This is a genomic window from Streptomyces sp. HNM0645, assembly GCF_030056615.1.
Lineage (GTDB): Bacteria > Actinomycetota > Actinomycetes > Streptomycetales > Streptomycetaceae > Streptomyces > Streptomyces marianii.
On record NZ_JASHLT010000031.1, the window covers coordinates 48251 to 61940 of the forward strand.

The 13690-nt window shown below is 71.5% G+C and carries 12 protein-coding genes and 1 tRNA gene; 9 read left to right on the top strand and 4 right to left on the bottom strand.

From position 1 onward, the window contains the following. Together QMZ92_RS21825 and QMZ92_RS21830 are read right to left on the bottom strand one after the other, a co-directional pair. Window positions 1-1550: SUKH-4 family immunity protein (locus QMZ92_RS21825; protein WP_502962106.1), on the bottom strand; the 1550-nt coding region annotated here is incomplete at its 3' end. A gap of 8 nt (window positions 1551-1558) precedes the next feature. After that, window positions 1559-2566, bottom strand: a complete 1008-nt coding sequence (locus tag QMZ92_RS21830; protein WP_283299081.1) for an SMI1/KNR4 family protein — start codon at window positions 2564-2566, stop codon at window positions 1559-1561. A gap of 228 nt (window positions 2567-2794) precedes the next feature. On the opposite strand from QMZ92_RS21830, the gene QMZ92_RS21835 reads away from it, so the two are divergent. Together QMZ92_RS21835 and QMZ92_RS21840 are read left to right on the top strand one after the other, a co-directional pair. Further along, complete coding sequence (locus QMZ92_RS21835; protein ID WP_283299082.1) at window positions 2795-3316, top strand: YwqJ-related putative deaminase; 522 nt, start codon at window positions 2795-2797, stop codon at window positions 3314-3316. Window positions 3317-3326: 10 nt separating this feature from the next. After that, complete coding sequence (locus tag QMZ92_RS21840) at window positions 3327-3821, top strand: SUKH-3 domain-containing protein (protein WP_283299084.1); 495 nt, start codon at window positions 3327-3329, stop codon at window positions 3819-3821. Window positions 3822-4115: 294 nt separating this feature from the next. Here QMZ92_RS21840 and QMZ92_RS21845 read toward each other — a convergent pair whose 3' ends face one another. After that, window positions 4116-5459 carry a sensor histidine kinase gene (locus tag QMZ92_RS21845; protein ID WP_283299085.1) on the bottom strand — a complete coding sequence of 448 codons (1344 nt, stop codon included), beginning with the start codon at window positions 5457-5459 and terminating at the stop codon, window positions 4116-4118. 269 nt (window positions 5460-5728) lie between these two features. On the opposite strand from QMZ92_RS21845, the gene QMZ92_RS21850 reads away from it, so the two are divergent. The 7 genes from QMZ92_RS21850 to QMZ92_RS21880 all read left to right on the top strand — a co-directional run bounded on the left by QMZ92_RS21850 (window position 5729) and on the right by QMZ92_RS21880 (window position 10751). Continuing rightward, window positions 5729-5986: a hypothetical protein gene (locus QMZ92_RS21850; RefSeq protein ID WP_349307747.1), complete on the top strand. Its 258-nt coding sequence runs from the start codon at window positions 5729-5731 to the stop codon at window positions 5984-5986. Window positions 5987-5992: 6 nt separating this feature from the next. Beyond that, a tRNA-Gln gene (locus tag QMZ92_RS21855) sits at window positions 5993-6063 on the top strand. A 112-nt stretch (window positions 6064-6175) separates the two neighbouring features. After that, window positions 6176-7624, top strand: coding sequence for a bifunctional UDP-N-acetylglucosamine diphosphorylase/glucosamine-1-phosphate N-acetyltransferase GlmU (gene glmU / locus QMZ92_RS21860; protein ID WP_283299086.1), 1449 nt, complete (start codon window positions 6176-6178; stop codon window positions 7622-7624). A 117-nt stretch (window positions 7625-7741) separates the two neighbouring features. After that, complete coding sequence (locus QMZ92_RS21865; RefSeq protein WP_283299087.1) at window positions 7742-8716, top strand: ribose-phosphate diphosphokinase; 975 nt, start codon at window positions 7742-7744, stop codon at window positions 8714-8716. Between the two features lie 194 nt (window positions 8717-8910). Beyond that, window positions 8911-9522 carry a 50S ribosomal protein L25/general stress protein Ctc gene (locus QMZ92_RS21870; protein WP_283299088.1) on the top strand — a complete coding sequence of 204 codons (612 nt, stop codon included), beginning with the start codon at window positions 8911-8913 and terminating at the stop codon, window positions 9520-9522. Between the two features lie 93 nt (window positions 9523-9615). After that, window positions 9616-10215 (top strand): aminoacyl-tRNA hydrolase, encoded by a 600-nt coding sequence (pth, locus tag QMZ92_RS21875; RefSeq protein ID WP_283299089.1) that lies wholly within the window; start codon window positions 9616-9618, stop codon window positions 10213-10215. 65 nt (window positions 10216-10280) lie between these two features. Beyond that, on the top strand, window positions 10281-10751 hold the full coding sequence (locus tag QMZ92_RS21880) for a hypothetical protein (RefSeq protein ID WP_283299090.1): 471 nt from the start codon (window positions 10281-10283) through the stop codon (window positions 10749-10751). A gap of 179 nt (window positions 10752-10930) precedes the next feature. On the opposite strand, the gene ppc is transcribed toward QMZ92_RS21880, so the two are convergent. Continuing rightward, window positions 10931-13660, bottom strand: coding sequence for a phosphoenolpyruvate carboxylase (gene ppc, locus QMZ92_RS21885; RefSeq protein WP_283299091.1), 2730 nt, complete (start codon window positions 13658-13660; stop codon window positions 10931-10933). Window positions 13661-13690: the final 30 nt, after the last annotated feature.

The following is a 13690-nucleotide window of genomic DNA, read 5'->3' on the forward strand; positions in this document are numbered from 1 at the left end:
CCCGGCGGCGTACCGGGAACCCCCGGCGGACCAGGAGGCTGCGGAACACCCGCACCGGCCGGACCCGCGTCCGGCGGCTGCGGTCCGTCCGGGCCGAGCCGGGAAACCATCTGCGTGGGCACGTAACCGCCCGCCGACGCAGCGGGCCCCGACGGAGGCGGCGTCGCACCGGGCCGCCCGCCCGGAACGCCGGGCGCACCCGGGGGCGGCGGAGGCACCGGCCCGGAGACGCGCGCACCGCGCGGCGGCACCGTGGCCTTGCTCGTCGCGGCGTCCGCGATGTCCCCCGCCGAATGCGGCGCGGGAGTGCCCGGAGGCGGCGTGGCGGCCGCGCCGGCAACACGGTCCTGGGGGTCGAGGGCGGGCGACACCGCGGTACGCGGCAGCCGGCTCCCGCCCGACATGAGCGCTGTCGGCGCGTCCGCGCCCACCGCGGGCGGCGGGGTGTCCTCGTCGTCCGCACCCGCCAGCGGCGGCGCGAACACCGTCGCCGGCAGCTCGACGGAACCGTCGTCCTCCGAGCCGGCGTTCGTGTCCGTCCCGGCCCACGGCGTCGCCCCCGCGGGCACCGCCGACACCCCGTCGGAAGCGGCCGGCTCGTGCTCGTCCCCACCGGTCCCGCCCCGCGGGCGGCCCTCGCCCGGGGCGGCCGCACCGTCGACCCCTGCGGCAGGCGTCTGCGGCGAACCCGAGGCGGAAGCCGCCGCCGCACCCGGCCACGCACTCCCGCCCACGTGCGAACCGCCGCTCGTGGCGCCCGGCGGCACCGCGGCACCCGGCCCGGACCCGGCGGGAGCAGCCGCACCGGCCACTCCGGCGGCAGAGGTCCCCGGAGACGCGGAAGCCGCCGCACCCGGCCACGCACTCCCGCCCACGTGCGAACCGCCGCTCGTGGCGCCCGGCGGCACCGCGGCACCCGGCCCGGACCCGGCGGGAGCAGCCGCACCGGCCACTCCGGCGGCAGAGGTCCCCGGAGACGCGGAAGCCGCCGCACCCGGCCACGCACTCCCGCCCACGTGCGAACCACGGCCGTTCGTGACGGCGCCACCGGTCCCGTCCTGGGGGCGCCCCGCGTCCTGCGCCGGCTGCACGGCGCCGGCACCCGCCGGGGTGTCCGTCGAGGACGTACCCGCCGCCGGCGCGCCCGCGCCACCGCGCGAACCCCGCTGATCCGGAATGCCCAGCCTGTCCGCCGCGTCCTGCAGCCATTCCGGCGGACTCAGCAGGAACGACGTCTGGTTCAGATCGATCCGCTCCGGCGGCGCCGCGGCCGGAGCCGCGCCCGCCCCGGGAACGCCGTACTCCTCCTCGTAGCGGCGGATCACCTCACCGACCGGCAGCCCCGGCCACAGCGTGGCCTCCCCGCTGTCCCGGGCGATCACCATCCGCTGCCGGCCGCCGTCCGACGTCGGCCCCTCCGGACGGTCCTCCGCCCACACCACGAAACCCAGCTCGAACTCCCGCACCCGCACCTCGCGGTGCTGGTACGCGGGCACATCGCCGTTGACCCACTCCTCCGCGCGCTCCTGCGCCTGCGCGAACGTCACCATCGAGAAGCTCACTCCCCCACCGGGACGGCACGAGCGAAGCCGCCGTCCACCATCAGGTTCGCCACGGTCTCCAGCTCCGGCGGATTCCCCGCCAGCCGTCCCAGGAACACGTCGAAGTCCTCACCGCACGGCAGCAGCAGGTGCTCCACCCGCTCCGTCACCGTCAAGCCGTCCCGGTCCCGTGCATCGTCGTACGCGCAGAACCACACCGAACCGACGTCCGCACCTCGGACCTTGACCGCCAGCAGCCCGCCCTGGACGAAACCGACGCCCAGATAGTCCTTCGTCAGATGGTCCCGCAGACACTTGTTCACGTACAGCAGGTCGTTGACCGCCGCCTCCTCACGCACCGTGAAGAACGGCTGGTCCACCAGCAGCCCCAGCTCCGCGTCGAGCGCCGCGCCCACCGGCGCGCACCCACCGGCCGCCTTCAGGAACGAGCGGTACGCACCCGGCAGGCGGTACCCCAAGTCCTCCTCCACACCGAGCAGTTGCTGCTCCGACACCGACACCGCACCCTTCGGCAGACCGAAGTGCGCCGGCCGCGTCTCCTGCAGCGGACGCGTCCCGCGCTTCCCGTGGTCCACCGCGGTCGTCGCCACACCGCCGTGATGCCTCAGCAGCGCCTTCACCTCGACCGGCACCAGCTCCAGCCGACGGCTCCCCGCCACGTGGTGCCACGTCCATCCGTGCGGTGTCGCCACCGGCGGAATCGTGTCCCACAGCTCATGGCCCGTCGCGGCCAGAGCCGCGTTCGCCGACACGTAGTCCGTCAACCGCAGTTCGTCGACGCCGAAACCCTCCGGGGGCTCGGCGACCTCCGCCGCCGCCCGCGCATACGGCGAGAAATCCGGAAAACCACGCTCATCCACCCGGACACCCATAGGATGCCGAGCAGCCCTCACCGGATCCGGGAAGTGAACGACCTGCCCGGCGTAGGCCGCGTTCGGCGGCACTGCGATCTCCCGGCCCCGGGGGCCGGGAGGTGCCCCCAGCCCGATCCGACCTGTCGTCATGGCGGTATGCCCCCTGCTGCGTCCGGCTGGTTCACCACAGCCTAAGCGGTGGGGTGACAACGGCCATCGCCCCTCCGCTCCCGTAACGAACCGTCACGCCCGTGTGACCCTCAGCCCAAGACGGAACGACACGGCCGCACGTTTCACCCACCCCGCTTCCGCACCACCCGCCCCATTTGGCAGGCTGTCCCCGCAACTCGGGGGATTGCAGGGAGGGACAACAGCACCATGCACACGGCACCGCAACCGTCGCCATCAGCCACGACAGGCGATCCCAGGCTCAACTGGAGCACCGCGGAGGCCGCAGCACGCCCGCCCGTACTCCGCTTCCGCCGCGACGGAATCCTGCCCACCGTCGCCGCCGCGCTCTCCGTCCGCGGCGCGACCTTCACCTGCACCGCGGCCAAGGGCGACCAGGCCCCCACTCTCCACCCGCTCGTCCAGGACTTCCTCGACACCCTCACCAGCGGCCAGCGCGAACGCTTCACCGGACGGTGTCCCGAAGCCATCCTGCTCTCCCGCCACATCGGCGCCACCGACGCGGCACGCTCCAAACGCGCCCAGCGCAAACCCCTCACCCCCGGCGAAGCCCGGCGCTCCCTCAAGCACGCCAAACTCACCACCCGGCGCATCCGCGAGGACGGCGACCCCCTCCACGGCAGCTACGCCGCCCCCTGCCGCTCCTGCACGGCGATGCTCGCCCACTTCGGCGTACGCACCGTCGACCCCACCCAGAACGAGAACGGCTGAACGCACACACATGCCCGACCACCCCCTCAGCACCACCCGCTTCCCCGTCGCCGTCGACGCAGCCCTGCGCGACGCGGGATGGCAACCCGGCCGCTGGGACATCAAACTCGCCGAACACTGGGCCGACACCCTGCGCGCCCACGTCTCCCCCGGCGGCCACCGGCACACCGTCTTCCCCGCGGCCGTCGAGGCCTGGGCCGAGTTCGGCTCCCTCCGCATCACCCCGCCCGGACCCGGCCGCCAGACCGCACCGACGGCCCTCCGCATCGACCCCCTCGCCGGACTCCACCTCGCCCGTACCCTCAGCGACCTCGGCCGCGCCCTCGACACCGAGATCGCGCCCCTCGGAGAAGAGGGCGACGCTCAGGCCGTCCTCGCCATCGACACCGAAGGGCGGGTGTACAGCGTCGACCACACCGGCGACTGGTACCTCGGCCCCGACCTCGACCAGGCGTTCGTCACACTCGTCAACGGCAACCAGCCCGCCCGCCTCACCACGTCCTGAGACCCGCCCCCGCGACACGGGGCTCCGCAACCCCCTGGGGCACCACAACCCCGGGGCAGCGCAAACATGAGGGCAGCGCAAGCACAGGGCACCGCGGCGGAGAGCGGAGTACAACACCGAGGTCCGGCGAGGGCGACCACTCCCGCCGGACCACCACGGCACGGAACACCGGCGCACCGGCCCAGCAGAGCGCCTGACCGGCCGGCCCCTTCTCCCGGGCACACCGGACCGCCACGGAAGCCCGGAACACCGGGCCACCACCGCCCGTGAAGCCGAAGAGCGCCCCGCGGACGCTCACACCACCGACGACTCCATCGGCAGTACCGCCGACACCCGGAAACCGCCCCCGTCCGTCGGCCCCGACACGAACACACCGCCCAGCGCCGACACCCGCTCCCGCATACCCACCAGGCCGTTGCCCCCGCTCGGCAGATCCGCGTCCGCCGCACCCCGCTCCGACGGACCGTTCTCGACCTGCATCGCGATCTCCGCATCACGGTGGGCGACCCGCACCCACGCCTTCGCACCCGCCGCGTGCTTGTGCACGTTCGTCAACGCCTCCTGCACCACCCGGAACGCCGTCTGCTCCACCTCCGGCCGGTACCCGCGCGACTCGCCCTGCACCGAGAGTTCGACCACCATTCCGGCCAGCCGCGACTGCTCGACCAGCGAGCCGATATCCGCCAACGACGGCCCCTCGGCCGTCACCGCGGCCTCAGCGGCCTCAGCGGCCTCAGCGGCGGCCGCGGCCGCCGCCCCCACCGCCGCCAACGGCACCGGCTCGGCCGCCGCCCGCGCCGCGACCTCCTCGCCCGACCGCAGCACGCCCAGCATCTCGCGCAACTCCGTCAACGCCTGCCGGCCCATGTCCCCCACCAGGGCCGCGTTCTTCACCGCCTTCTGCGGATCCTTCAACGCCACCGCCTGCAACGCCGCCGCATGCACCACCATGAGACTCACCCGGTGCGCCACCACGTCGTGCATCTCCCGCGCGATCCGCGTCCGCTCCTCCGTACGCGCCCACTGCGCCTGCTGCTCCGCTCGGTCGGCCAGCAGGGACAACTCCTGCTCCAGACTGACCGCACGCTCCCGCAGGCTCTCCATCAACCGCCGCCGCGCCCCCACGTACAGCCCCAGCAGCAGCGGCGGAGCGGTCAGTCCGATCGACATCACGACCGACACCACCGGCACGTACCAGGGACCAGGATCGAAATCGGCCGTCGCCACGTCCTGACGCGTCCTGACGAACGTGACGATCAGCGTCCCCAGCAACGACATCCCCGCCAGCGCCGCGATCACCCGCCGCGGTGCCTCCGAGGCGGCGAGCGTGTACAGCCCGACGATCCCCATCAGGAAGCCCATCTCGGCCGGCGTGATCGCGATCGACACCAGCACCACGGCGACCGGCCAGCGCCGGCGCAACACCAGCACCGCCCCGGCGAGCAGCCCGAAGACCACCCCCACCGGAACGGGCAGCGCGGCCGTCTCCGAGAACCGCACCCCCTCAAGCGCGCACTCCGCCGCGGACACGAGGCCGAGCCCCACGTCCAGCACCGCACTCCGCCGCCGCCCCCACCACAGCAAGCTCCGCGGCGACGCGTCGTCCGCAGAGTCCTGGTGTGCCCCCGTTGTGGTCATGTCTCCCAGACTACGAAAGCGGTCGAGCGATTTTCCGGCGGCTTCCACAGCACGGAACGTGATCGAACAAGGTCACAACCGCGACGACCACTCGAACAGGTGAATCAACCACATCCTCGACCCGGATGCTCGCATTCCGGACGAGCCTGGGCACATGACCTCCTCAACCGGTCCGTACGCCGGCTTCGAAGGCCTCCGCAGGCAGGTGAACGCGCTTCGCACGGCTCGACCCGGTCGGCGTCGAGAGGACTCGCCCGAGGTTTCACGTGATGATCCACGAGCCGACCGAGGCGCACACCGCAGAGCGGTACTGGGCCGACCTCGTCGGGGCGGACGTCGCAACGTTCGGCAAGACCGCGCTCAAGCGGCACGACCCGAAGACCGTCCGCAAGAACGTGTGCACGCACCACCGGGGTTGCCTCGTCATCCAGGTCCGGCAGAGCGCCGAGCAGTACCGTCGCATCGAAGGCCGACGGTACGGCATAGTAGGGGCTGCGTCCGCAACCGATCCAGCAAGTCGGACATAGCGGCAATCCCGGGTCGTCTAAGGGCAAGACGTCAGATTTTGGTTCTGATCATGGGGGTTCGAGTCCTCCCCCGGGAGCAAACGCGCTAAGTGCGGGGCCTGACCTCACAGTCAGGCCCGCACTTATTTCACGCCTGTATGCCCCCGGTATCCTTCGGGTGTCCACCACCCGAAGCCGAAGGGCATTCCCGTGAGCGCCAACCGCCCGGCCGCCGTCGTCGTCCTTGCAGCGGGTGAGGGCACCCGCATGAAGTCGAAGACCCCCAAGGTCCTGCACGAGATCGCCGGGCGCTCGCTCGTCGGGCACGTCGTGTCCGCCGCCCGTGAGCTCGAGCCCGAGCAGCTCGTCGTGGTCGTGGGACATGCGAGCGAACACGTCAGGGAACATCTCGCGGCGCACTACGAGGGGACGCGCACGGCGTTCCAGGCGGAGCAGAACGGCACGGGCCACGCCGTGCGGATGGCTCTGGAGGAGCTGGGCCAGGCCCCGGACGGCACGGTCGTGGTCGTGTGCGGTGACACTCCCCTTCTTTCCGGCGAGACGCTGTCGGCGCTCGCCGCGACGCATGCGGCCGACGGCAACGCCGTGACGGTGCTGACGGCGGAGGTCCCGGACTCGACGGGGTACGGCCGGATCGTGCGGGACGCCGCCACGGGTGCGGTGACCGCGATCGTGGAGCACAAGGACGCCTCCGAGGTCGAGCGGGCGATCAAGGAGATCAACTCGGGTGTCTTCGCGTTCGACGGCCGACTGCTGGCGGATGCGCTGGGCAAGGTGCGTACGGACAACAGCCAGGGCGAGGAGTACCTGACGGACGTGCTCGGGATCCTGCGCGAGGCGGGGCACCGGGTGGGTGCGTCGGTGGCCGGGGATCACCGGGAGATCCTGGGGATCAACAACCGGGTGCAGCTCGCGGAGGCGCGCCGGCTGCTGAACCAGCGGCTGCTGGAGCGGGCGATGACGGCCGGCGTGACGGTGGTGGATCCGGCGTCGGTGCTGGTGGACGTGACGGTGACGTTCGAGCGGGACGCGGTGGTTCACCCGGGTACGCAGTTGCTGGGTGCGACGCATGTGGCGGAGGACGCCGAGGTGGGTCCGAACACGCGGCTGCGGGACACGGTGGTGGGCCGTGGAGCGCGGGTGGACAACACGGTGGCGGACCGCGCGGTGATCGGCGAGTCGGCGTCGGTGGGGCCGTACACGTATCTGCGCCCTGGGACGGAGCTCGGCCCGAAGGCCAAGGCGGGTACGTACGTGGAGATGAAGAACGCCTCGCTCGGCGAGGGCACGAAGGTGCCGCATCTGTCGTACGTGGGTGACGCGACGATCGGTGAGTACACGAACATCGGTGCCGCCTCGGTGTTCGTGAACTACGACGGTGAGGCGAAGCACCACACCACGATCGGCTCTCACTGCCGGACGGGGTCGGACAACATGTTTGTTGCTCCTGTCACAGTCGGGGACGGCGCGTACACCGCGGCGGGCTCGGTGATCACGAAGGATGTGCCTCCGGGTTCGCTGGCCGTGGCCCGTGGCCAGCAGCGGAATATCGAGGGTTGGGTGGCGCGGAAGCGTCCGGGGAGCGCGGCTGCGCAGGCGGCTCAGGCCGCGGGCGAGGCCGTGGAACGCGAAGGCTGACCAGGAACGGGTGCGTCAATCTCGGCGTACCGTGATACCTGCACACGATTCGGCTGGCTCGCCGCAACCAGGGACGGGCGGATCAGCAGCAGAGAACACGTCTGAGGAGACAGTGCTGTGACCGGGATCAAGACGACCGGCGAGAAGAAGCTGATGCTCTTCTCCGGCCGCGCCCACCCCGAGCTGGCCGAGGAGGTCGCCCATCAGCTGGGTGTCGGCATCGTGCCGACGAAAGCCTTCGATTTCGCCAATGGTGAGATCTACGTCCGTTTCCAGGAGTCGGCGCGTGGCGCGGACTGCTTCCTGATGCAGAGCCACACGGCTCCCATCAACAAGTGGATCATGGAGCAGCTGATCATGATCGATGCTCTGAAGCGGGCCTCCGCGCGGAGCATCACGGTGATCCTGCCGTTCTACGGTTACGCCCGTCAGGACAAGAAGCACCGCGGCCGTGAGCCGATCTCGGCGCGCCTGGTGGCGGATCTGATGAAGACGGCCGGTGCGGACCGGATCCTCACGGTGGATCTGCACACGGACCAGATCCAGGGCTTCTTCGACGGTCCGGTGGATCACCTGTTCGCACTGCCGCTGCTGGCCGACTACGTCGGTGCGAAGGTCGACCGCTCGAAGCTGACGGTGGTGTCCCCGGACGCCGGCCGGGTGCGAGTGGCGGACCGCTGGTGCGACCGTCTGGACGCGCCGCTGGCGATCGTCCACAAGCGCCGCGACAAGGACGTGGCGAACCAGGTGACGGTCCACGAGGTCGTGGGCAACGTCGAGGGCCGGGTCTGCGTCCTGGTCGACGACATGATCGACACCGGCGGCACGATCTGCGCGGCCGCGGAGGCGCTGTTCGCGCACGGTGCGGAGGACGTCATCGTGACGGCCACGCACGGTGTGCTGTCGGGTCCCGCCGCGGACCGGCTGAAGAACTCGAAGGTGAGCGAGTTCGTGTTCACGAACACGCTGCCGGACCCGGGCAATCTGGAGCTGGACAAGATCACGGTCCTGTCGATCGCGCCGACGATCGCGCGTGCGGTGCGTGAGGTCTTCGAGGACGGCTCGGTGACGAGCCTGTTCGAGGAGCAGTAGCCGACGGGCGGCAGGACCGCGCGATCGGAGATCGATTTAGGCTGCGGCCTCCCTGCGGGTAGACTCATCGGGTTGCTCGGCGAGGGAGGCCGTACCCGTTTCGGTACGGCGGTCCGTTATCGACGCGCTCTTCGTAGCAGGCCAGTCGTGGCCGGGTGACTGTTCATGTTCGTCACCGCATACGAGGAGTGCACATGTCCGAGGTGAAGATTTCCGCGGAGCTCCGCAGCGAGTTCGGCAAGGGCGCCGCCCGGCGCATCCGTCGCGACAACAAGGTTCCCGGCGTTCTCTACGGTCACGGCTCGGACCCGGTCCACGTGACGCTGCCGGGCCACGACCTGCTGCTGGCGCTGCGTACCCCGAACGTCCTGCTCGCGCTGGACATCGAGGGCAAGAAGGAGCTGGCCATCCCGAAGGCGGCGCAGCGCGACCCGCTGAAGGGCTTCCTGGAGCACGTGGACCTGCTGCTGGTGAAGCGCGGCGAGAAGGTCACGGTCGAGGTTCCGGTGCAGGCCGAGGGCGAGCTGGCCCCCGGCGGCAACCTGCTGGAGCACGTGCTGAACGCGCTGCCGGTCGAGGCCGAGGCCACCCACATCCCCGAGTCCTTCGCGGTGTCCGTCGAGGGCCTGGAGGCCGGTGCCTCCGTCCACGCCAAGGACATCGAGCTGCCGAAGGGCGTCTCCCTGGCCGTGGACGAGGACGCCGTCGTGCTGCAGGTCCTGGCCGCGCAGGCCGAGGAGCCGGCCGGCGAGGCCGAGGAGGGCGAGGAGGGCGAGGCCGTGGCCGCCGAGGGCGCCGAGGCCTGAGCCGTACGCTCTGCTTGACGGGGTGGCGGGCCGCGCGGCCCGCCACCCCGTTCTCTGTTTTTCGGACTCGTTTGCGGACTCGAGGAGACGTTCATGACGACGGTCGACGCCGGCGCGCCCTGGCTGGTGGTGGGGCTGGGCAATCCGGGGCCGGGGTACGCGGGGAACCGCCACAACGTGGGGTTCATGGTCGCGGACCTGCTCGCGGAGCGGATGGGCGGGAAGTTCAAGCGGGCGGCCAAGGCGCAGGCGCAGGTGGTGGAGGGCCGGATCGGTCCGGCCGGTCCGGGAAGCCGGCGGGTGATCCTGGCGAAGCCGATGTCGTACATGAACCTTTCGGGTGGTCCTGTGGTGGCGTTGCGGGACTTCTACAAGGTTCCGACGGCGCACGTGGTGGCGGTGCACGACGAGCTGGACATCGATTTCGGGGTGCTGCGGCTGAAGCTGGGCGGCGGTGACAACGGGCACAACGGTCTGAAGTCGATGACGAAGGCGATGGGTTCGGACTACCACCGGGTGCGGTTCGGCATCGGGCGTCCGCCGGGGCGGATGCAGGTGGCGGACTTCGTACTGAAGGACTTCTCCGGTGCCGAGCGCAAGGAGCTGGACTACTTCGTGGACCGCGGGGCGGATTCGGTGGAGTGTCTGGTGACGGAGGGGCTGGAGCGCGCGCAGAGCGCGTACAACTCCTGACAAGCACCCCATAGCGCTGGCCATGAGTTGACCGAGCGCGGTCGGGTGCCGAAGGATCGCGCCCCATGAAGCGGAACTCCTCCGGCCGGATGCTCGACCACGGCCGCCGTGCGTCCATGGCCGCGGTGGTGCTGCTGCTGCTCGTCGCCGGCTTCTGGTCGTCCTGGGGCACGGCCCAGCACGTGCTGCTGTCCAAGGGCCGTGAGCACGGAACGCTCACCGTCGCCGACTGCGGCGAGAAGACGTGCACGGGCCCGTACGACCCCGACGGGCCGGGCGGCGCGCGGTCGGGCATGGTCATCGAGCGGTCGGTGGCGGTGGCCGAGGGCGCGGAGCTCGCCGTGGTGGTGAAGCCGGGCACGGACGAGGTCGTGCGCACCGGCTGGCCCGGCGTGCTGCACGCGTGGCTGCCCCTGGGCGGCGCGCTGCTGCTCGCCGCCTGTGTGATCGGCGGCGGTCTGCGGATGCCCCGGGCGGCGTGGGGGACGGCCGCCGCGGGCGGGGTGTTGCTGGTGGGCGCGTTCCTCGCGCTCTGAGCAGCACGACCCGGCAGCCCGAAGCAGCGGCGCGACGGCCTGGTACGGCAGCCCGGCCCGGCGGCGCGACCGAGCAACCCGGCCCAGTGTCCCGGCCCGCCCGGGACAGCGGTTCCCGAGAACGGGCAGGGGGCCCGGGAGGGTTCCCGGGCCCCCTGCCGTCGGGGCGGGGCGCGGCGTCAGCCCGTGTTGCGCAGTCCGGCCGCGACGCCGTTGACCGTCAGCAGCAGCGCCCGCGACAGCAGCGGGTCCGCCGGCTCGCCGCGTTCGGCGGCGGCGCGCTGCCGGGCGAGCAGCGAGACCTGGAGGTAGGAGATCGGGTCGAGATAGGCGTCCCGGATCCCGAAGGTCTGCTGGAGTCCGGGATTGGAGTCGAGCAGCTGCTCGCCGCCGGTGACGCGCAGCACCTCACGAACCGTCAGCTCGTGTTCGGTCTCGATGCCGGCGAACACGTGCTTGAGGTCGTCCGGTACGAGGGTGTCCACGTAGTGGCGGGCGATCCGCAGATCGGTCTTGGCGAGGGTCATCTCGACGTTGGAGATGAAGTTACGGAAGAAGTGCCACTTCTCGTACATCTCCCCCAGGACGGAGTCCTGGCCGGCCTCGCGCAGGGCCCGCAGTCCGGAACCGACGCCGAACCAGCCGGGCACGATCTGCCGCGACTGGGTCCAGCCGAACACCCACGGGATGGCCCGCAGACCGTCCAGGCCGGCGCCGCTGTCGGGGCGGCGGGAGGGCCGGGAGCCCAGGTGCAGCTCGGCGAGCTGGTCGACGGGGGTGGACGCGAAGAAGTACGCTGGCAGGTCCGGGTCCTCGACCAGCTTGCGGTAGGCGGCGTGGGCGGCGTCGGAGACGGTGTCCATCGCGGTGTCCCAGCGGGCGAGCGACTCGTCGCTCTGCCGGGGCGCGGTGTGCAGAGCGGACGCCTGGAGGGTCGCGGCGACCGTGAGCTCCAAGTTCTCCCTGGCCAGGGAGGGGATGAGGTACTTGTCCGAGATGACCTCGCCCTGCTCCGTCACCTTGATCTCGCCCTCGAGCGTGCCCCAGGGCTGGGCCAGGATGGCCTCGTGGGTGGGGCCGCCGCCGCGGCCGACGGTGCCGCCCCGGCCGTGGAACAGCCTGAGCCTGACCCCGTAGCGGTGGGCGACGTCCCGCAGCCTGCGCTGGGCACGGTGGATCTCCCACTGAGAGGTGGTGATGCCGCCGAACTTGGAGGAGTCCGAGTAGCCGAGCATGACCTCCTGGACGTCGCCGCGCAGGGCGACGAGCCGGCGGTAGGAGGGGTCGGCGAGCATCTCGTCGAGGATGACGTCGGCCGCCCTGAGTTCGTCGGTGGTCTCCAGCAGCGGCACGATGCCGATCCTGGCCCACCCGGCGTGCAGGTCGACCAGTCCGGCCTCGCGGGCCAGCACCGCCGCCGCGAAGACGTCGTCCGCGCCCTGGCACATCGAGATGATGTAGGACTCGATGACCTCGGGTCCGAAGCGTTCGAAGGCTTCCTTGACCGTGTGGAAGACACCGAGGGTCTTGGCGCCCGCGGCGTCGAGCGGGGCCGGGGTCGGGGCGAGCGGCCTCCGGGAGCGGAGCTCCTTGGCGAGCAGCTTCTGCCGGTACTCGCGGGGCATGTCGGCGTAGCGCCAGGTCTCCTCGCCGAGCCGGTCGAAGAGCTGGCCGAGGGCGTGGTGGTGCGCGTCGGCGTGCTCGCGCACGTCCATGGTGGCGAGCTGGAGCCCGAAGGCCGCGAGGGTGCGGATGGTGCGGTCGAGGCGGCCGTCCGCGAAGAGCCCGCCGCGGTGCTCGCGCAGCGACGTCTGGATGAGGGTGAGGTCCTGGAGCAGCTCGGCGGTGCCCAGGTAGTCGCGGCCCTTCTCGTGGGGGGTGCCCTTGGCGAGCCGCTCCCGGGTGTTGACGAGCTTCTGGCGGATGCAGGTGGCCTTGAGCCGGTAGGGCTCCTCGGCGTTGAGCCGCTTGTAGCGGGGGCTGATCTCCGGCAGGCGCTCCAGGTCGGACTGGAGGGATTCCAGCAGTTCCTCGGTGGCGCCGGCGTAGCGAATCGAGTTGGACAGCAGCGCGCGCAGCGAGTCGACGGCTTCGAGGGCGTCGGTGATGCCGTGCTCGTGCTGGAGGATCAGGACCTCGCGGGTCACCTCGGGGGTGACGTTGGGGTTGCCGTCTCGGTCGCCGCCGATCCAGGTGCCGAAGGTGAGGGGCCGGGTACCGGGCGGGAGCTCGACGCCGGCCCGCTCCAGCTCGGCGGCGAGGTCCTCCAGGACGTCCCCGACGGCACCCGCGTGGAGCTCGTCGAGGTAGTAGATGGCGTTGCGGGCCTCGTCGGCGGGCTCGGGGCGCACGACCCGGAGCTCGTCGGTCTGCCAGATCAGGTCGATGCTCTCGGCGAGCCGCAGGTCGTGCCGGCGGCGGTCGGCGGGGTTGACCGGGGTTTCCAGCAGCTCGGCGATGCGCCGGAGCTTGTTCAGCACGGACCGGCGGGCCGCCTCGGTGGGGTGCGCGGTGAAGACCGGCCGCACGTTGAGGTTGCGCACGGTCTCGCGCAGGTGCTCGGGGTCCGCCTCCTTGAGCATGTCGGCGGTCCGGGAGAGCAGCCCGCCCTCGGCGGCCCGGCGCTCGCGCATCTCCCGGCCGCGGTGCACCTGCTCGGTGACGTTGGCAAGATGGAAGTACGTGGAGAACGCACGCACCAGCTTCGCGGCGGTTTCCAGGTCGGTGTCCCCGAGCAGCTCCGCGGCGGCGTCGCCGTCGGACCGGGTGAGGGCGCGTACGCGTTCGACGAGGTCGAGGAGTTCGGGGCCTTCCTGCCGTACGAGGGTCTCGCCCAGCAGATCGCCCAGTCGGCGGATGTCGGAACGCAGCTCCGCGCTGGCGGATGTGGTCTGGTCGGCACTGCTCACAGGTGCGGCTCCTTGCAGTGTTTGAGCACG

What these genes read in the sequence shown, in the direction of transcription:
- QMZ92_RS21830 (WP_283299081.1), bottom strand. Translation starts at nt 2,566, where the DNA reads ATGACGACAGGTCGGATCGGGCTGGGGGCACCTCCCGGCCCCCGGGGC.
- QMZ92_RS21835 (WP_283299082.1), top strand. Translation starts at nt 2,795, where the DNA reads ATGCACACGGCACCGCAACCGTCGCCATCAGCCACGACAGGCGATCCC.
- QMZ92_RS21840 (WP_283299084.1), top strand. Translation starts at nt 3,327, where the DNA reads ATGCCCGACCACCCCCTCAGCACCACCCGCTTCCCCGTCGCCGTCGAC.
- QMZ92_RS21845 (WP_283299085.1), bottom strand. Translation starts at nt 5,459, where the DNA reads ATGACCACAACGGGGGCACACCAGGACTCTGCGGACGACGCGTCGCCG.
- QMZ92_RS21850 (WP_349307747.1), top strand. Translation starts at nt 5,729, where the DNA reads ATGATCCACGAGCCGACCGAGGCGCACACCGCAGAGCGGTACTGGGCC.
- QMZ92_RS21870 (WP_283299088.1), top strand. Translation starts at nt 8,911, where the DNA reads ATGTCCGAGGTGAAGATTTCCGCGGAGCTCCGCAGCGAGTTCGGCAAG.
- pth (WP_283299089.1), top strand. Translation starts at nt 9,616, where the DNA reads ATGACGACGGTCGACGCCGGCGCGCCCTGGCTGGTGGTGGGGCTGGGC.
- QMZ92_RS21880 (WP_283299090.1), top strand. Translation starts at nt 10,281, where the DNA reads ATGAAGCGGAACTCCTCCGGCCGGATGCTCGACCACGGCCGCCGTGCG.